15 protein-coding genes, 4 tRNA genes and 1 rRNA gene are annotated in these 19,588 nt (G+C 54.9%); all 20 read right to left on the reverse strand.

Translation table 11 applies throughout. From position 1 onward, the window contains the following. Nucleotides 1-24: 24 nt before the first annotated feature. Nucleotides 25-2,130 carry an elongation factor G gene (gene fusA / locus HP062_RS17655; RefSeq protein WP_010467261.1) on the reverse strand — a complete coding sequence of 702 codons (2,106 nt, stop codon included), beginning with the start codon at nt 2,128-2,130 and terminating at the stop codon, nt 25-27. Between the two features lie 30 nt (nt 2,131-2,160). After that, nucleotides 2,161-2,631, reverse strand: coding sequence for a 30S ribosomal protein S7 (rpsG, locus tag HP062_RS17660; RefSeq protein ID WP_002555493.1), 471 nt, complete (start codon nt 2,629-2,631; stop codon nt 2,161-2,163). A gap of 118 nt (nt 2,632-2,749) precedes the next feature. Further along, nucleotides 2,750-3,121 carry a 30S ribosomal protein S12 gene (gene rpsL / locus HP062_RS17665; protein ID WP_002555494.1) on the reverse strand — a complete coding sequence of 124 codons (372 nt, stop codon included), beginning with the start codon at nt 3,119-3,121 and terminating at the stop codon, nt 2,750-2,752. Nucleotides 3,122-3,337: 216 nt separating this feature from the next. Beyond that, a complete protein-coding gene (rpoC, locus tag HP062_RS17670) occupies nt 3,338-7,537 on the reverse strand; it encodes a DNA-directed RNA polymerase subunit beta' (RefSeq protein WP_007896632.1) in 4,200 nt (1,399 codons plus the stop codon). A gap of 64 nt (nt 7,538-7,601) precedes the next feature. Beyond that, entirely contained in the window at nt 7,602-11,675 is a 4,074-nt protein-coding gene (gene rpoB / locus HP062_RS17675; protein WP_010467260.1) for a DNA-directed RNA polymerase subunit beta, read from the reverse strand. A gap of 220 nt (nt 11,676-11,895) precedes the next feature. Continuing rightward, nucleotides 11,896-12,261: a 50S ribosomal protein L7/L12 gene (rplL, locus tag HP062_RS17680; protein ID WP_077749256.1), complete on the reverse strand. Its 366-nt coding sequence runs from the start codon at nt 12,259-12,261 to the stop codon at nt 11,896-11,898. An 80-nt stretch (nt 12,262-12,341) separates the two neighbouring features. Next, nucleotides 12,342-12,842 carry a 50S ribosomal protein L10 gene (gene rplJ / locus HP062_RS17685; RefSeq protein ID WP_010467255.1) on the reverse strand — a complete coding sequence of 167 codons (501 nt, stop codon included), beginning with the start codon at nt 12,840-12,842 and terminating at the stop codon, nt 12,342-12,344. A gap of 198 nt (nt 12,843-13,040) precedes the next feature. Then, entirely contained in the window at nt 13,041-13,736 is a 696-nt protein-coding gene (gene rplA, locus HP062_RS17690) for a 50S ribosomal protein L1 (RefSeq protein ID WP_007896626.1), read from the reverse strand. Next, entirely contained in the window at nt 13,736-14,167 is a 432-nt protein-coding gene (gene rplK / locus HP062_RS17695; protein ID WP_003210097.1) for a 50S ribosomal protein L11, read from the reverse strand. Before rplK ends, rplA begins: the two co-directional genes overlap by 1 nt. 117 nt (nt 14,168-14,284) lie before the next feature. Next, a complete protein-coding gene (gene nusG, locus HP062_RS17700; protein WP_007896622.1) occupies nt 14,285-14,818 on the reverse strand; it encodes a transcription termination/antitermination protein NusG in 534 nt (177 codons plus the stop codon). Between the two features lie 9 nt (nt 14,819-14,827). Further along, nucleotides 14,828-15,196: a preprotein translocase subunit SecE gene (secE, locus tag HP062_RS17705; RefSeq protein ID WP_008145488.1), complete on the reverse strand. Its 369-nt coding sequence runs from the start codon at nt 15,194-15,196 to the stop codon at nt 14,828-14,830. A 45-nt stretch (nt 15,197-15,241) separates the two neighbouring features. Further along, nucleotides 15,242-15,317, reverse strand: a tRNA-Trp gene (locus HP062_RS17710). Between the two features lie 53 nt (nt 15,318-15,370). After that, a complete protein-coding gene (gene tuf / locus HP062_RS17715; RefSeq protein WP_010467251.1) occupies nt 15,371-16,564 on the reverse strand; it encodes an elongation factor Tu in 1,194 nt (397 codons plus the stop codon). A gap of 83 nt (nt 16,565-16,647) precedes the next feature. After that, nucleotides 16,648-16,723: transfer RNA gene (locus HP062_RS17720), tRNA-Thr, on the reverse strand. Between the two features lie 27 nt (nt 16,724-16,750). Continuing rightward, nucleotides 16,751-16,824 (reverse strand) — tRNA-Gly (locus tag HP062_RS17725). Nucleotides 16,825-16,848: 24 nt separating this feature from the next. Beyond that, nucleotides 16,849-16,933, reverse strand: a tRNA-Tyr gene (locus HP062_RS17730). 142 nt (nt 16,934-17,075) lie between these two features. Continuing rightward, entirely contained in the window at nt 17,076-17,516 is a 441-nt protein-coding gene (locus HP062_RS17735) for a hypothetical protein (protein ID WP_010467249.1), read from the reverse strand. Between the two features lie 7 nt (nt 17,517-17,523). Then, a complete protein-coding gene (locus tag HP062_RS17740; protein ID WP_010467247.1) occupies nt 17,524-18,273 on the reverse strand; it encodes a pantothenate kinase in 750 nt (249 codons plus the stop codon). Further along, nucleotides 18,263-19,222 carry a bifunctional biotin--[acetyl-CoA-carboxylase] ligase/biotin operon repressor BirA gene (gene birA, locus HP062_RS17745; protein ID WP_077749258.1) on the reverse strand — a complete coding sequence of 320 codons (960 nt, stop codon included), beginning with the start codon at nt 19,220-19,222 and terminating at the stop codon, nt 18,263-18,265. Before birA ends, HP062_RS17740 begins: the two co-directional genes overlap by 11 nt. A gap of 136 nt (nt 19,223-19,358) precedes the next feature. Then, a 5S ribosomal RNA gene (gene rrf, locus HP062_RS17750) occupies nt 19,359-19,474 on the reverse strand. Between the last annotated feature and the right edge of the window lie 114 nt (nt 19,475-19,588).

Consider the following 19,588-nt stretch of genomic DNA (forward strand, 5'->3'; position numbering starts at 1 on the left):
AACTCCTAGCCTAAAGGGGCTGAATCAGCCTTGTTTTTTGGTAACGGTTTCGACGATGTGCGACGGAGCCGTATTGTATTTTTTGAATTCCATAGAGTAGCTTGCGCGACCTTGGGACATGGAACGGACGTCAGTTGCATAACCGAACATCTCGCCCAGCGGAACCTCAGCACGAATTACTTTGCCGGAGACCGTGTCTTCCATACCCAGGATCATGCCGCGACGACGGTTAAGGTCGCCCATCACGTCACCCATATAGTCTTCAGGTGTAACAACCTCTACCGCCATGATCGGCTCAAGCAACTCACCACCGCCCTTCTGGGCCAGTTGCTTGGTTGCCATGGAAGCAGCCACCTTAAACGCCATCTCGTTGGAGTCGACGTCGTGGTAAGAACCATCAAACACGGTAGCCTTCAGGCCGATTAGCGGATAGCCGGCCACAACGCCGTTCTTCATCTGCTCTTCGATACCCTTCTGGATAGCCGGGATGTATTCCTTAGGAACCACACCACCCACTACTTCGTTCAGGAATTGCAGACCTTCCTGACCTTCGTCAGCAGGAGCAAAACGAATCCAGCAGTGACCGAACTGGCCACGACCGCCGGACTGACGAACGAACTTGCCTTCAATTTCGCAGCTCTTCGTGATGCGCTCACGGTACGAAACTTGTGGCTTACCGATGTTGGCTTCGACGTTGAACTCACGGCGCATCCGGTCAACCAGGATGTCCAGGTGCAACTCGCCCATGCCGGAGATGATCGTTTGACCAGTCTCTTCATCAGTCTTGACGCGGAAAGATGGATCTTCCTGAGCGAGCTTGCCCAGAGCGATACCCATTTTTTCCTGGTCATCCTTGGTCTTAGGCTCTACGGCAACCGAAATAACCGGCTCCGGGAAGTCCATGCGAACCAGGATGATTGGCTTGTCAGCGTTGCACAAAGTCTCACCAGTGGTGACGTCCTTCATGCCGATCAAGGCCGCGATGTCACCAGCGCGTACTTCCTTGATTTCTTCACGGGCGTTTGCGTGCATTTGCACCATACGACCCACACGCTCTTTCTTGCCTTTAACCGAGTTGATCACGCCGTCGCCGGAGGCCAACACGCCCGAGTAAACTCGAACGAAGGTCAAGGTACCCACGAATGGGTCGGTAGCGATCTTGAACGCCAGAGCCGAGAACGGCTCGCTGTCGTCTGCGTGACGCTCCATTTCCTTGGTCTCGTCATCCGGGTCTGTACCCTTGATGGCAGGAATGTCGGAAGGAGCAGGCAGGTAGTCGATCACGGCGTCGAGAACCAGGGGAACACCCTTGTTCTTGAAGGAAGAACCGCAAACAGCCAGAACGATCTCACCAGCGATAGTACGCTGACGCAGAGCGGCCTTGATTTCCGCGTTGGTGAGTTCTTCACCTTCGAGGTACTTGTTCATCAGCTCTTCGCTGGCTTCAGCCGCAGCTTCAACCATATTGCCGCGCCATTCGTCAGCCAGTTCCTGCAGTTCTGCAGGGATAGGCTTGCGAACTGGAACCATGCCTTTGTCAGAATCATTCCAGTAAACAGCTTCCATAGCCATCAGGTCGATCTGACCCTGGAAGTTGTCTTCGGAACCGATAGCCAACTGGATTGGAACCGGGGTGTGACCCAGACGCTGCTTGATCTGACCGATCACGCGCAGGAAGTTCGCACCAGCACGGTCCATCTTGTTTACATAAACAAGACGTGGAACGCCGTACTTGTTGGCCTGACGCCATACGGTTTCCGACTGAGGCTCAACACCCGAGGTGCCGCAGAACACAACGACCGCGCCGTCGAGAACACGCAAGGAACGCTCAACTTCAATAGTGAAGTCAACGTGGCCCGGGGTGTCGATGACGTTGAAGCGATACTGGTCTTTGTGCTGCTTCTCGGAACCCTGCCAGAAGGCGGTAATAGCAGCAGAAGTAATGGTAATACCACGCTCCTGCTCCTGCACCATCCAGTCTGTGGTCGCGGCGCCGTCATGCACCTCGCCCATTTTGTGACTTTTGCCAGTGTAAAAAAGGACGCGCTCGGTGGTGGTGGTTTTACCAGCATCCACGTGAGCAACGATACCAATGTTACGGTAGCGATTAATCGGTGTAGTACGAGCCATAAAGCCCTCGCAAAATTAGTGACGCTAAAATTAGAAGCGGTAGTGCGAGAAAGCCTTGTTGGCTTCAGCCATACGGTGCACGTCTTCACGCTTCTTAACTGCAGCACCTTTGCCTTCAGCAGCGTCCAACAGTTCGCCAGCCAAACGCAGAGCCATAGACTTCTCGCCGCGCTTACGGGCGAAGTCTACCAACCAGCGCATTGCCAGAGCGTTACGACGGGACGGACGAACTTCGACCGGAACCTGGTAAGTAGCACCGCCTACACGGCGCGACTTTACTTCGACCAGCGGAGCGATGGCGTCGAGAGCTTTCTCGAAGATTTCCAGGGGATCGCTGTTCTTGCGTTCTTTAACCTTTTCCAGCGCGCCATAAACGATACGCTCGGCAACGGCTTTCTTGCCGCTTTCCATTACGTGGTTCATGAACTTGGCCAGGATCTGGCTGCCGTATTTTGGATCGTCAAGCACTTCGCGCTTGGCTGCTACGCGTCTTCTTGGCATGGATAAGCCCTCAAACGGTCTTCAGGTTCGCTCGGAATCGGTGCCCTTTCGGGACGCCTCCGACCTTACTCTTATCGACTCAGAAAAATAGAAAATCAGTTCTTACAAAAAGCCGCTACTACTTAGGCTTCTTGGTACCGTACTTCGAACGACCCTGGTTACGACCTTTAACGCCGGAAGTATCCAAAGAACCGCGTACGGTGTGGTAACGAACACCTGGCAAGTCTTTTACACGACCGCCGCGGATCAGTACCACGCTGTGCTCTTGCAGGTTGTGGCCTTCACCGCCGATGTACGAGGAAACCTCGAAACCGTTGGTCAGACGCACACGGCATACTTTACGCAGTGCCGAGTTAGGTTTTTTCGGCGTGGTGGTATACACACGGGTGCATACGCCACGACGTTGCGGGCAGTTCTGCAGCGCAGGCACGTCGGATTTCTCGACGATACGCTTACGCGGCTGACGTACCAGCTGGTTGATAGTTGCCATCTACTAGCTCCACTGTTGTCTTGCGACGCTATTGTCTTGCAAGAAAAGCAAAATGGCAGGAACGAATTCCCGCCAAATTTAGGGGTACAAGAGTCTAAAGAGGATCTTGTCCCCAGTCAAGGCAAGGCCCCGACCTCCCCGCTCATCCAACCTCGACAAATTGTCTCGATTCGATGAACGGAACGACCGGGGCCCCACACTCATTTACCGCAGAACTCAGTTACCGCTCGAGTTCAGTGCTTCGGTCAGTGCAGCTTCCACTTCACTGGCGCTAACGCGCAACGGTTTGTCAGCATCACGGCGGCGCTTGCGCTCGCTGTGATAAGCCAGACCGGTACCGGCCGGGATCAGACGACCCACGACTACGTTTTCTTTCAGGCCGCGCAGGTAATCGCGCTTGCCGGTTACCGCCGCTTCGGTCAGTACGCGAGTGGTTTCCTGGAAGGAAGCCGCCGAGATGAACGATTCGGTGGACAACGACGCCTTGGTGATACCCAGCAGCACGCGAGTGAACTTGGAAACGAATTTCTCGTCGCCAGCCAGACGCTCGTTCTCTACCAGAACGTGAGTCAATTCCATCTGGTCGCCCTTGATGAAACTGGAATCGCCGGATTCAGCGATTTCAACTTTACGCAGCATCTGACGCAGGATGGTCTCGATGTGCTTATCGTTGATCTTCACGCCTTGCAGACGATAAACGTCCTGGATCTCGTTCACGATGTACTTGGCCAGCGCACTCACACCCAGCAGACGCAGGATGTCGTGTGGATCGCTTGGGCCGTCGGAGATAACTTCGCCGCGGTTTACCTGTTCGCCTTCGAAGACGTTCAGGTGACGCCACTTCGGAATCAGCTCTTCATACGGATCGCTACCGTCGTTCGGGGTAATGACCAGACGGCGCTTGCCTTTGGTCTCTTTACCGAACGCGATGGTGCCGCTGACTTCAGCCAGAATCGAGGCTTCTTTCGGACGACGGGCTTCGAACAAGTCGGCAACACGCGGCAGACCACCGGTGATGTCACGGGTTTTCGAAGTCTCTTGCGGAATACGAGCGATAACATCACCGATCGCGATTTTCGCGCCGTCCGCTACACCGACCAGGGCGTTAGCAGGCAGGAAGTACTGAGCAATTACGTCGGTACCCGGCAGCAAGAGATCCTTGCCATTGTCATCAACCATCTTCACAGCAGGACGGATATCTTTACCGGCAGCTGGACGGTCTTTGGCGTCGAGTACTTCAATGTTGGTCATACCGGTCAATTCGTCAGTCTGACGCTTGATCGTGATGCCTTCTTCCATGCCCACGTAGGTCACGGTACCTTTCATTTCGGTAACGATTGGGTGAGTGTGCGGATCCCACTTGGCCACGATTGCGCCAGCGTCGACCTTGTCACCTTCTTTAACCGAAATCACAGCACCGTACGGCAGCTTGTAACGCTCGCGCTCACGACCGAAGTCATCAGCGATCGCCAGCTCACCGGAACGGGACACAGCAACCAGGCAACCATCCACTCGCTCAACGTGTTTCAGGTTATGCAGACGGACGGTACCGCCATTCTTCACCTGAACGCTATCAGCTGCGGAGGTCCGGCTTGCCGCACCACCGATGTGGAACGTACGCATGGTCAGCTGGGTACCCGGCTCACCGATGGACTGGGCAGCGATAACGCCGACCGCTTCACCGATGTTCACCTGGTGACCACGAGCCAAGTCACGGCCGTAGCACTTGGCGCAAATGCCATAGCGGGTTTCGCAGCTGATCGGCGAACGCACGATCACTTCATCGATGCTGTTCAGCTCGATGAACTCGACCCACTTCTCGTCTACCAGCGTGCCGGCAGGAACGATGATTTCTTCGGTACCTGGCTTGAACACGTCACGAGCAATGACACGACCCAATACGCGCTCACCCAACGGCTCGACAACGTCACCGCCTTCAATGTGCGGAGTCATTACCAGGCCATGTTCGGTGCCGCAATCGATCTCGGTCACAACCAGATCCTGCGCCACGTCTACCAGACGACGAGTCAGGTAACCGGAGTTCGCAGTTTTCAACGCGGTATCCGCCAAACCTTTACGAGCACCGTGAGTGGAGATGAAGTACTGAAGTACGCTCAAACCTTCACGGAAGTTCGCAGTAATCGGCGTTTCGATGATGGAACCGTCCGGCTTGGCCATCAGGCCACGCATACCGGCGAGCTGACGGATCTGCGCAGCAGAACCCCGTGCGCCCGAGTCGGCCATCATGTACATCGAGTTGAAGGACTCTTGGTCGACTTCGACGCCATGACGGTCGATGACTTTCTCTTTCGAGAGGTTGGCCATCATCGCCTTGGAAACTTCGTCGTTCGCCTTGGACCAAAGGTCGATCACTTTGTTGTACTTCTCGCCCTGGGTTACCAGGCCGGAGGCGTACTGACTTTCGATCTCTTTCACTTCGTCGGTAGCAGCACCGATGATGCGGGCTTTTTCATCCGGGATAACGAAGTCGTTAACACCGATGGAAACGCCGGAGATGGTCGAATAAGCAAAACCGGTGTACATCAACTGGTCAGCGAAGATCACGGTCTCTTTCAAACCAACCACGCGGTAGCACTGGTTGATCAGCTTGGAGATCGCCTTTTTCTTCATCGGCTGGTTGACGACGTCGTATGACAGGCCAGGTGGAACAACCTGGAACAACAGCGCACGGCCGACAGTGGTGTCGACGATACGGGTGTTCTTGACGCTGCCACCATCACGATCGTTGACGGTTTCGTTGATCCGCACTTTGACCTTGGCGTGCAGCGCGGCTTCGCCGGCACGGAACACACGGTCAACTTCTTGCAGATCCGCGAACACACGACCTTCGCCTTTGGCGTTGATCGCTTCACGAGTCATGTAGTACAGACCCAATACAACGTCCTGCGACGGAACGATGATTGGCTCACCGTTGGCTGGCGACAGAATGTTGTTGGTCGACATCATCAACGCACGCGCTTCCAGCTGGGCTTCCAGTGTCAGCGGTACGTGCACGGCCATTTGGTCGCCGTCGAAGTCGGCGTTGTACGCAGCACAGACCAGAGGGTGCAGCTGGATAGCCTTACCTTCGATCAGTACCGGTTCAAACGCCTGGATACCCAGACGGTGAAGGGTCGGTGCACGGTTGAGGAGAACCGGGTGTTCACGGATCACTTCAGCGAGAACGTCCCAAACCTCTGGCAGCTCGCGCTCGACCATCTTCTTGGCAGCTTTGATGGTGGTAGCGAGACCACGCATTTCCAGCTTGCCGAAGATGAACGGCTTGAACAGCTCGAGGGCCATTTTCTTCGGCAGACCGCACTGGTGCAGACGCAGGGTCGGACCTACGGTAATTACCGAACGACCGGAGTAGTCAACACGCTTACCGAGCAAGTTCTGACGGAAACGACCTTGCTTACCCTTGATCATGTCAGCCAGGGATTTCAGAGGACGCTTGTTCGAACCGGTGATAGCGCGGCCACGACGACCGTTGTCGAGCAGTGCATCGACAGCTTCCTGCAACATACGCTTTTCGTTGCGCACGATGATGTCCGGAGCGGACAGATCGAGCAGACGCTTCAAGCGGTTGTTACGGTTGATTACTCGACGATACAGATCGTTGAGGTCGGAAGTCGCGAAGCGACCGCCATCCAGCGGGACCAGTGGACGCAGATCTGGCGGCAGAACCGGCAGAACGGTCAGCACCATCCATTCTGGAAGGTTGCCGGAACCCTGGAAGGCTTCCATCAACTTCAGACGCTTGGACAGCTTCTTGATTTTGGTTTCGGAGTTGGTTTGCGGAATTTCTTCGCGCAGACGGCCAATCTCGTGTTCCAGGTCGATAGCGTGCAGCAGTTCACGGACAGCTTCGGCACCCATGCGGGCATCGAAATCGTCGCCGAACTCTTCCAGCGCTTCGAAGTACTGCTCGTCGTTGAGCAGCTGACCTTTTTCAAGGGTGGTCATGCCTGGATCGATAACGACATAGCTCTCGAAATAGAGAACGCGTTCGATATCACGCAGGGTCATGTCCATCAGCAAGCCGATACGCGACGGCAGCGATTTCAAGAACCAGATGTGGGCAACTGGCGAGGCCAGTTCGATGTGCGCCATGCGCTCACGACGAACTTTAGCCAGCGCGACTTCAACGCCGCACTTCTCGCAGATCACGCCACGGTGCTTCAAGCGCTTGTACTTACCGCACAGGCACTCGTAATCCTTTACCGGGCCAAAGATCTTGGCGCAGAACAGGCCGTCACGTTCAGGTTTGAACGTACGGTAGTTGATGGTTTCCGGCTTTTTAACTTCACCGAACGACCACGAACGGATCATCTCAGGCGATGCCAATCCAATACGGATGGCGTCGAACTCTTCGACTTGACCCTGGTTTTTCAGCAAATTCAGTAGGTCTTTCAAGGCCTTTCCTCCTGGCGGAGCAGAGAGCGGGCAATCCTGCCCCGCTCTCGATTCGCGTCACGTGTTATTCGGTTTCCAGATCGATATCGATGCCGAGGGAACGAATTTCCTTGATCAACACGTTGAAAGACTCGGGCATGCCCGGCTCCATACGGTGATCGCCATCCACGATGTTTTTGTACATCTTGGTACGGCCGTTCACATCGTCCGACTTCACTGTGAGCATTTCTTGCAGAGTGTAAGCAGCACCGTATGCTTCCAGTGCCCAGACCTCCATCTCCCCGAAACGCTGACCACCGAACTGTGCCTTACCACCCAGCGGCTGCTGGGTAACCAGGCTGTACGAACCGGTAGAACGAGCGTGCATCTTGTCGTCTACCAAGTGGTTCAGCTTCAGCATGTACATGTAGCCAACAGTAACCGGGCGCTCGAACTTGTTGCCGGTACGGCCGTCGGTCAGCTGCATCTGGCCGCTTTCTGGCAGGTCTGCCAGTTTCAGCATGGCCTTGATTTCGCTTTCCTTGGCGCCGTCGAACACTGGAGTGGCCATTGGAACGCCGCCACGCAGGTTCTTCGCCAGATCCAGAATTTCCTGGTCGGAGAAGCTATCCAGATCTTCGTTACGACCGCCGATCTGGTTGTAGATCTCGTCGAGGAATTTACGAAGCTCAGCGACTTTGCGCTGCTCTTCGATCATCCGGTTGATCTTCTCGCCCAGACCTTTGGCCGCGAGGCCCAGGTGGGTTTCAAGGATCTGACCAACGTTCATACGCGAAGGTACGCCCAACGGGTTGAGGACGACGTCGACCGGAGTGCCATTGGCATCGTGCGGCATGTCTTCAACCGGCATGATCACGGAGACCACACCCTTGTTACCGTGACGACCGGCCATCTTGTCGCCCGGCTGGATGCGGCGACGGATTGCCAGGTAAACCTTGACGATTTTCAGCACGCCTGGAGCCAGGTCATCGCCCTGCTGCAGTTTGCGCTTCTTGTCTTCGAACTTGTCGTCCAGCAGACGGCGACGATCAACGATGTAGGCCTGAGCCTTCTCAAGCTGCTCGTTCAGAGCATCTTCAGCCATGCGCAGTTTGAACCACTGACCATGCTCAAGACCGTCGAGAACTTCGTCGGTGATGTCCTGACCTTTCTTCAGGCCGGCGCCGCCTTCGGCTTTGTGGCCGACCAGAGCGGAACGCAGACGTTCGAAAGTGGCGCCTTCAACGATACGGAACTCTTCGTTCAGGTCCTTGCGGATCTCGTCGAGTTGAGTCTTCTCGATCGACAGTGCACGAGCATCACGCTCAACGCCGTCGCGGGTGAAGACCTGTACGTCGATGACGGTACCCTTGGTGCCGGTAGGCACGCGCAGGGAGGTGTCTTTAACGTCGCTGGCTTTTTCACCGAAGATGGCACGCAGCAGTTTTTCTTCCGGAGTCAGCTGGGTCTCGCCTTTCGGAGTGACCTTACCAACCAGGATGTCGCCTGCGCCTACTTCAGCACCTACGTAAACGATACCGGCTTCGTCCAGCTTGTTCAGTGCAGCTTCACCCACGTTCGGGATGTCTGCAGTGATTTCCTCTGGCCCAAGCTTGGTGTCACGCGCCACACAGGTCAGTTCCTGAATGTGGATCGTGGTGAAGCGATCTTCCTGAACCACACGCTCGGACAGGCAGATGGAGTCTTCGAAGTTGAAGCCGTTCCATGCCATGAACGCGATGCGCATGTTCTGACCCAGAGCCAGCTCACCCATATCGGTGGACGGACCGTCGGCCATGATGTCGCTACGCTGAACCCGATCACCTTTACGCACCAGCGGACGCTGGTTGATGCAGGTGTTCTGGTTGGAGCGGGTGTACTTGGTCAGGTTGTAGATGTCGACACCAGCTTCGCCGGTTTCAACTTCGTCATCAGCAACTCGAACCACGATACGGCTGGCGTCGACGGAATCGATAACGCCACCACGACGAGCCACGACGCAAACGCCGGAGTCACGAGCTACGTTACGCTCCATGCCGGTACCGACCAGCGGCTTGTCAGCGCGCAGAGTTGGTACAGCTTGACGCTGCATGTTCGAACCCATCAACGCACGGTTGGCGTCGTCGTGCTCGAGGAACGGGATCAGCGACGCAGCAACCGAAACTACCTGCTTCGGCGATACGTCCATCAAGGTGACGTCTTCCGGCGCCTTGACGGTGAATTCGTTCAAGTGACGAACAGCTACCAGCTCGTCGATCAGGACTTTCTTGTCGTTCATCGTGGCCGAAGCCTGAGCGATCACGTGATCAGCTTCTTCGATGGCGGACAGGAACACGATCTCGTCGGTGACCAGAGCGTCTTTCACCACACGGTACGGGCTCTCGAGGAAGCCGTACTGGTTGGTGCGCGCATAGGCTGCCAGGGAGTTGATCAGACCGATGTTCGGACCTTCCGGCGTTTCAATCGGGCATACACGACCATAGTGAGTCGGGTGTACGTCACGAACTTCAAAGCCAGCACGCTCACGAGTCAAACCGCCAGGGCCGAGTGCAGACACACGACGCTTGTGGGTGATCTCGGACAGCGGGTTGTTCTGGTCCATGAACTGGGAAAGCTGGCTGGAACCGAAGAACTCTTTCACCGCCGCAGCCACTGGCTTGGCGTTGATCAGGTCTTGCGGCATCAGGCCTTCACTTTCAGCCATCGACAGACGCTCTTTGACCGCACGCTCAACACGTACCAAGCCAACGCGGAACTGGTTCTCGGCCATTTCGCCTACGCAGCGAACACGACGGTTACCCAGGTGGTCGATGTCATCGACGATGCCTTTACCGTTACGGATGTCGACCAGAGTCTTCAGTACCGCGACGATGTCTTCTTTGCACAACACGCCCGAACCTTCGATCTCGGTACGACCGATACGACGGTTGAACTTCATCCGGCCGACCGCAGACAGGTCATAGCGCTCAGGGCTGAAGAACAGGTTGTTGAACAGAGTCTCGGCAGCGTCTTTGGTTGGCGGCTCGCCTGGACGCATCATGCGATAGATCTCGACCAGCGCTTCCAATTGGTTGCTGGTGGAGTCGATCTTCAGGGTGTCGGAGACAAACGGACCGCAGTCGATATCGTTGGTGTACAGAGTTTCGATGCGAACAACCTGGGCCTTGGCAATTTTTGCCAGGATCTCGGTGTTCAGCTCGGTGTTGCACTCTGCCAGGATTTCGCCGGTTGCCGGATGCACGATGGCCTTGGCGGTAGTGCGGCCCAGGACGTAGTCCAGAGGCACTTCCAGGGTCTTGAGACCGGCTTTTTCGATCTGGTTGATGTGGCGCGCAGTAATACGGCGACCAGCCTCAACGATGACCTTGCCCTTCTCATCCTGAATATCAAGAACAGCGATTTCACCACGCAGACGCGAAGCAATCAGTTCCAGACTGAGGGTTTCGCCGCTCAGGTGGAAAACGTTGGTGGTGTAGAACGCGTCGAGCACTTCTTCAGTGGTATAGCCGAGCGCGCGCAGCAGTACCGATGCAGGCAGCTTGCGACGACGGTCGATACGCACGAACACGCAGTCTTTCGGGTCGAACTCGAAGTCCAGCCACGAACCGCGGTAAGGAATGATGCGCGCGGAGTACAGCAGTTTGCCGGAGCTGTGCGTCTTGCCACGGTCGTGGTCGAAGAACACGCCCGGGGAACGGTGCAGCTGGGAAACGATTACACGCTCGGTACCGTTGATTACGAAGGTACCGTTCTCAGTCATCAGGGGGATTTCACCCATGTAGACTTCTTGCTCTTTAATGTCCTTGATCGCTTTGTTCGACGATTCTTTGTCGAAAATGATCAGGCGCACTTTTACCCGCAAAGGTACGGCGTAAGTCACACCGCGCAATACGCATTCTTTGACATCAAATGCCGGTTCGCCCAGGCGATAACCGACGTACTCCAGCGCAGCATTGCCGGAGTAGCTGATGATCGGGAAAACGGATTTGAAGGCCGCATGCAGGCCCACGTCGCGGAACTGATCTTTAGTCGCTCCCGCTTGCAAGAATTCACGATACGAATCCAGCTGGATGGCCAGGAGGTACGGCACATCCATGACGTCCGGCAACTTGCTAAAGTCCTTGCGGATACGTTTTTTCTCAGTATATGAGTAAGCCATCAGCGTTCCCCAGCTTGGTCACCTGCTTGTTTGGCCCCTCCCGACGGGAGCAGCCAGAAAATCGTGCAAACCCCATGGTTTGCGCCACCGCATCGGGTGGTTACAGCTCGTTACCAGCACCGACCCAGTCGGCTGCCAATAACGGAAAAAGGCCGGTGGCAAGAGCCACCAGCCATCAGCCTTTCGCTTAACGCTCGGGCTGGAGGAGCAAAGTCGATGCTTACTTCAGCTCGACTTTAGCGCCTGCTTCTTCCAGAGTGGCTTTGGCTTTGTCAGCTGCGTCTTTCGAAACAGCTTCCAGAACGATGCCAGGAGCGCCGTCAACTACAGCCTTGGCTTCTTTCAGGCCCAGACCGGTCAGTTCACGTACTGCCTTGATCACGTTAACTTTCTTCTCGCCAGCTTCCAGCAGCATGACGTTGAATTCAGTTTGTTCTTCAACAACAGCAGCGACAGCAGCTGGACCAGCGGAAGCAGCGGCAGCAGAAACGCCGAACTTCTCTTCCATGGCCTTGATCAGCTCAACGATTTCCAGAACGGATTTTTCGCCGATTGCTTCGATGATTTGGTCGTTAGTCAGAGACATGACTATAAATTCCTGTATTGGGGTGACAGCCTACGCGGCCGTCGAAATAAACAATAAACGCTGAAAGGTGTCGCTCAGCCTTAGGCTGCAGCGGCTTCTTTCTGGTCGCGAAGAGCCGCCAGAGTACGAGCCAATTTGCTGGTTGCGCCTTGAATCACGCTCATCAGCTGAGAAATTGCTTCGTCACGGGTCGGCAGGCTTGCCAGTACGTCGATCTGATTAGCCGCGAGGAACTTGCCCTCGAACGCAGCTGCCTTGATCTCGAACTTATCCTGACCTTTTGCGAACTCTTTGAAGATACGAGCAGCAGCGCCCGGATGTTCTTTGGAGAATGCAATCAAGGTCGGGCCAGTGAACACGTCGTTGAGCACGTCATATTGAGTGCCAGCAACGGCGCGCTTGAGCAGGGTGTTACGTACAACACGTACGTAAACGCCAGCTTCACGAGCCTCTTTACGGAGTCCGGTCATAGCGCCTACTGTTACGCCACGGGCATCAGCCACGACAGCGGACAGAGCAACTTGGGCAGCCTTGTTGACTTCAGCGACGATGGCCTTCTTGTCTTCAAGTTTAATTGCCACGGGAAAAACTCCTGCTTGTTACCGTTTCATCCAACCGAGGCCAGATGTCGTTTTGGTGTCTGATTCGGTAAGGAACCGGGAGCACCATCTGCGTAGGCTTGAGGTTTAAGACTTGCGTCGCCTACGGTCTTGGATAGCCCCCGCCAGGCAGGGACCCCAATCTTTCAATTGGCGCAATCGCTTGCGCCAATCTGTGTCTTACGCGTCGAGCGAGCCTTGGTCGATGACCAGACCTGGACCCATGGTGGTGCTCAGGGTAACGCGCTTGACGTAAATACCTTTCGAGGAAGCTGGCTTGATACGCTTCAGATCAGCGATCAGGGCTTCAACGTTTTCCTTCAGCTTGACGGCATCAAAGCCGACTTTGCCAACGGAGGTGTGAATGATGCCGTTTTTGTCGGTGCGATAACGAACCTGACCAGCCTTGGCGTTTTTAACCGCGGTAGCTACGTCTGGCGTTACGGTGCCGACTTTAGGGTTAGGCATCAGGCCGCGCGGGCCCAGGATCTGACCCAACTGACCAACAACGCGCATGGCATCCGGGGATGCGATAACTACGTCATAGTTCAGGTCGCCGCCTTTCATTTCGGCAGCCAGGTCGTCCATACCTACACGGTCAGCGCCGGCAGCCAGAGCGGCCTCAGCAGCTGGACCCTGGGTGAACACAGCTACGCGAACGGTCTTGCCAGTGCCGTGTGGCAGCACAGTAGCGCTACGAACAACCTGGTCAGATTTACGCGGGTCAACACCCAGGTTTACAGCAACGTCGAACGACTCGCTGAACTTCACAGTCGACAGCTCAGCCAGCAGGGCGGCAGCATCTACAAAGTTGTAGGACTTGCCCGCTTCGATTTTGCCGGCGATAGCCTTTTGACGCTTGGTCAACTTAGCCATTACACACCCTCCACGTTAAGGCCCATGCTACGAGCAGAACCGGCGATAGTACGCACGGCTGCGTCCATATCAGCTGCAGTCAGATCCGCGTTTTTGGTTTTCGCGATTTCTTCCAGCTGAGCACGGGTCACGGTGCCAACCTTAACGGTGTTCGGACGAGCGGAACCGCTAGTCAGACCAGCAGCCTTCTTCAGCAGAACCGAAGCAGGGGTGGACTTGGTTTCGAAAGTGAAGCTACGGTCGCTGTAGACAGTGATGATCACTGGAGTCGGCAGACCTGGTTCAATACCCTGAGTACGGGCGTTGAAAGCCTTGCAGAATTCCATGATGTTCACGCCGTGCTGACCCAAAGCAGGACCAACAGGTGGGCTTGGGTTAGCCTGAGCGGCCTTCACTTGCAGCTTGATGTAAGCGGTAATCTTCTTGGCCATGAGGCACTCCAATTACGGGTTCGAACGCCTCGAAAGGCTCCCCGGTTACTTGCGCGTTTATCCCAGTGACGACAAAACCCCACAGCCTAGGGCTGCGGGGTTGGGATGCTTGCTCAGCTAGACCTTTTCGACCTGACTGAACTCTAACTCTACCGGAGTAGAGCGACCGAAAATGAGCACTGCCACTTGGATCCGGCTCTTTTCGTAGTTAACTTCTTCGACCGTGCCAGTGAAATCAGCAAACGGCCCGTCATTGACACGTACCGACTCGCCCGGCTCGAACAACGTCTTCGGCTTCGGCTTGTCGCTACCATCAGCAACACGACGCAGAATCGCTTCTGCCTCTTTATCAGTGATCGGCGCAGGTTTATCAGCTGTACCACCGATGAAACCCATCACCCGAGGAGTATCCTTGACCAAGTGCCAAGTACCCTCATTCATGTCCATCTGAACCAGCACATAACCTGGGAAGAATTTGCGCTCGCTTTTGCGTTTCTGGCCATTACGCATTTCAACCACTTCTTCAGTGGGAACCAGAATCTCGCCAAAGCCATCTTCCATGCCAGCCAGCTTTACGCGCTCTACCAACGAGCGCATGACATGCTTCTCGTAACCGGAGTAAGCATGCACAACGTACCAACGCTTAGCCACGGGACACCCTTAGCCGACAATCAAGGAAACAAGCCAGCCGAGCAGGGAATCAAGCCCCCACAACAGCAACGCCATAACCAGAACAACAGCCACAACAATCAGCGTGGTCTGCGTGGTTTCTTGGCGAGTTGGCCACACGACTTTACGAATTTCGGTGCGAGCTTCCTTAACCAGTACAAAGAAAGACTTGCCCTTGACTGTCTGCAGGCCTACAAAGGCAGCTACGGCAGCAATGGCGAGCAATGCAAGTACGCGGTACAGGATCGGCGAAGCAGAGTAATACTGATTGCCAACAACGCCAACAACCACCAAGGCGACTACTACAAGCCACTTGAGCAGATCGAAGCGAGAGCCTTGAGCTTCAGCTTTAGGAGTCATCTATGAAGATCCTGTGAAAAGAAAGCCAGACACACCAAGTGAATCTGGCAGGTCAGGAGGGAATCGAACCCCCAACCTACGGTTTTGGAGACCGTCGCTCTGCCAATTGAGCTACTGACCTAAAACAAAATCAGGCCGACCATTATGCCGGCCCGAAAAAGACATTACAACAATTTACTCGATAACTTTGGCTACGACACCAGCGCCGACGGTACGACCGCCTTCACGGATAGCGAAACGCAAGCCATCTTCCATCGCGATGGTTTTGATCAGAGTGACAGTCATTTGAATGTTGTCACCTGGCATCACCATTTCAACGCCTTCTGGCAATTCGCAGTTACCAGTCACATCAGTTGTACGGAAGTAGAACTGCGGACGATAACCCTTGAAGAACGGAGTATGACGCCCTCCCTCTTCCTTGCTCAGAACGTAAACCTCAGCAGTGAACTTGGTATGCGGCTTGACTGTGCCCGGCTTGACCAGTACCTGGCCACGCTCGACATCATCACGCTTGGTACCGCGCAGCAGAACGCCGCAGTTCTCGCCAGCACGACCTTCGTCGAGCAGCTTGCGGAACATCTCAACACCAGTACAAGTAGTTTTGACAGTGTCACGAAGACCAACAATCTCAACTTCTTCCTGAATGCGAACAATGCCACGCTCAACACGACCAGTCACAACAGTGCCGCGACCGGAGATCGAGAACACATCCTCGATCGGCATCAGGAACGGCTTATCAATAGCACGCTCAGGCTGCGGAATATATGTATCCAGCGTCTCGACCAACTTCTTGACGGCAGTGGTACCCATCTCGTTGTCGTCTTGACCGTTCAACGCCATCAGCGCCGAACCAATGATGATAGGAGTGTCGTCGCCTGGGAAATCGTAAGTGCTCAACAGATCGCGCACTTCCATCTCAACCAGCTCCAACAGCTCAGCATCGTCAACCATGTCAGCCTTGTTCAGGAAGACAACGATGTACGGAACGCCAACCTGACGGGACAACAGGATGTGCTCACGGGTTTGCGGCATCGGACCATCAGCGGCCGAGCAAACCAGAATAGCGCCATCCATCTGAGCAGCACCGGTAATCATGTTCTTTACGTAGTCGGCATGACCTGGACAGTCAACGTGTGCGTAGTGACGCACAGCCGAATCGTACTCAACGTGAGCTGTGTTAATGGTGATACCACGTGCTTTTTCTTCTGGGGCGCTATCGATCTTGTCGAAGTCAACCTTTGCCGAACCGAAAACCTCGGAGCAGACACGGGTCAGCGCAGCGGTCAGGGTAGTTTTGCCGTGGTCTACGTGACCAATGGTGCCTACGTTGACGTGCGGCTTATTACGCTCGAACTTTTCCTTAGCCATCGAAGCAACCCCCAGCAGAAGATTTAAACAGTGATACCAGCCATTAAAACAAAGGCAGATATTTTCATATCTGCCTTGTTATATGGAGCTCTTGAGCGGATTTGAACCGCTGACCTCACCCTTACCAAGGGTGTGCTCTACCAACTGAGCTACAAGAGCGTAACGCCTTTGCAGGACCTGCAAACTTGGAGCGGGTAGCGGGAATCGAACCCGCATCATCAGCTTGGAAGGCTGAGGTTCTACCACTAAACTATACCCGCGGAGCTTGCAGCTCTCGCTAAAAATGGTGGAGGGGGAAGGATTCGAACCTTCGAAGTCGTAGACGTCAGATTTACAGTCTGATCCCTTTGGCCGCTCGGGAACCCCTCCTAAGCGAGCCGGCATTCTATATCATGCCGACCTTCTGTCAAGCATTTTCTCATTAAAAACCTGAGGTTAGCTGCGTTGACACCGCTTCGTACCGCTGACCGTTAAAGGTCTTCACTGCGAAGCGGGCGCCATTCTATGCAAACTATTCCGAAGGCGCAACCCCCTCGCACGGCATTATTTTATGTTTTAACTCATTGAATTCTTTGGAAAGGTTTAGCAACTGAAGATCATCCACTAAACGCCGGCTTTCAGGTGCTACACGGAGCCAGTAGCCAGACGGATCAGAGGAGTCTTTTGGCAAGGCTTGAACTTTGATATCCATCCTACCCAGTCGGCGCTCAGCTGCCAGGGCGACCTCCTGACGGGTGAAACCACCCAAATAAAGGCAGCCACTATCGGTCGACGCCAACTTTACCTTCTCACGCCCCGCATCAGCTGCCTCGCTTAGCAAACGGATATCCTGGTGCGATCCTCGATACAAACTCAAAGGCGTTACATCTTTCGCACGCAGCGGGGCCTCTTGTTGATGCCAGATGTAATAGAAGACATTGAGAACCAGCAACAGCAGGAACAACCAACGCATAAGAACCTCAAGACAAAGGGCATGCCATCGCCAGACCTACAAACACCAGGTCTGGAACCAGCCTGGCATCCGGTACGATTTCAGAGACGAGCGTCGCATCGCCTCCCGTGAGGAATACCGCAAAATCCTCCCCCCAATAACTACGCGCCATTTCCAGCTGAGTCAGGACAAACCCCCTCAACATCAGCGAACATCCACGCTCAACCGCCTCAACAGTTGTGCGACCAGGCACGAGGCTTTCCAGCGCACGCTCGGCTGCGATATCGCCATAGCGAATCTTACGGGTATGAGTTCGCAACTGGTTGCGCATCAGAGGCATTCCAGGGCAAATAAACCCGCCAAGATGCTCTCCGTCCCCCGCAATAAAATCAGCAGTCACTGCCGTACCGAAATCGAGCACCAGACAGGCTCCTGGGGAAAGATGAAATCCACCAAGCATCGCAAGCCATCGATCAAGTCCCAACCGCTCGAACTCTTCGTATCCATTTCGAACGCCAGCCATCTCGCGCGCCGGCGCGGCACATATCGCGGACACTGAGAACGTTTGTGCCAGTAGAGAAGTCAATGCAGCAGTCTCTTCGGTCGTTCTCACGCTGACCAACCGACAATGTTTGAGGGACAGCCCCTCAAGTCGATTCAGGCTTTCCAGCAACGCGAGATCCGAATCCACCACCCCCTCTCCAAACACCTGCTTGGCATCCGCATAGAGAACGCGCCACTTTATAAAACTGTTTCCGCAGTCGAGCTCAAGAATCATCACGCAACCTCAGGCTGAGCTCACCACCACTAAAGACTTTTTCCACACCATTTACCTTCAAGCGTAAGGCACCCTGGCTGTCGATACCCAACACCTCACCATCAATCTGGTTGACACCAGCAATCAACGAGACTGCCCGCCCTTGCCAAAGATGGTTCTGCTCCCATTCCCGCTGAATGGCGGAAAACCCATCAATCTGATGACGGGTCAGATATTTCTGAAGCATCAACCCTAATTGCGCGACAAGGTGATTGCGATCAAGCACCCCGCCCGACTCCAGCCGCACGGATGTCCATTGCTGATCAATCTCATCGGTTGCCTGCATGTTCACATTAATTCCAACACCCAGCACCACGTGACACACGTCAGCAGGATCACCCACCAACTCGAGCAATATCCCGGCGATCTTTTTCTGACCAACCAGAACATCGTTGGGCCACTTCAAGCCCGCGCCCGGGATACCGAGATCTCTCAACGTTTGCATGACAGCAAGCCCGACCACAAGACTCAACCCTTCAAGCTGACGCATTCCACCTTCGATGCGCAATACGAGGCTGTAATAGATGTTTTCTGCGAAAGGACTGGCCCAATTTCGCCCACGTCGGCCGCGACCCGCAGTCTGCCGTTCGGAGAGCACCAAAAATGGTGCAGCCTGGCCTCGGTGTATTGCGCGCAACGCTTCAGCATTAGTGGAGTCAATTGAGTCGAAGAGCAGAATAGGCCAGTCGCACGAGGGCGCCTGTTCTTTTATGCGGGCAGGATCAAGCAGCGTCAGTGGCGTAGCCAATTGATAGCCACGTCCGCGCACCTTGTGGATAGACAAGCCAAGCTCAGCTTCTAAATGCTGTAGCTGCTTCCATACCGCACTACGACTGATGCCCAAGGCGACGCCCAGGGCCTGACCCGAATGGAACTTGCCATCCTTAAGAAGCTTTAACAACGTCAGCATGCAAGTCTCGCCTCACAATGAGGCCCGCATGATAGCCATGCCCCGGGCCGTTGCATAGAAACCCGGAGAGCCAGATTTTCCTGCGGACAAAACAAAACCCCTACCTGCATACGCAGATAGGGGTTTCGGAATTTAATCTTGACGATGACCTACTCTCACATGGGGAAACCCCACACTACCATCGGCGATGCATCGTTTCACTGCTGAGTTCGGGATGGGATCAGGTGGTTCCAATGCTCTATGGTCGTCAAGAAATTCGGTAGCCAGGTCGTTTGCCTTACGGCACACGCTCCAGCGAATGGGTATGTGATAGATCTCGGTGTTTGTGAACAATCGAACTTTCGGTTCGTTTCGTCTTCACACACC

The organism is Pseudomonas sp. B14-6 (assembly GCF_013260315.1).
GTDB classification, from domain to species: Bacteria; Pseudomonadota; Gammaproteobacteria; order Pseudomonadales; family Pseudomonadaceae; genus Aquipseudomonas; species Aquipseudomonas mandelii.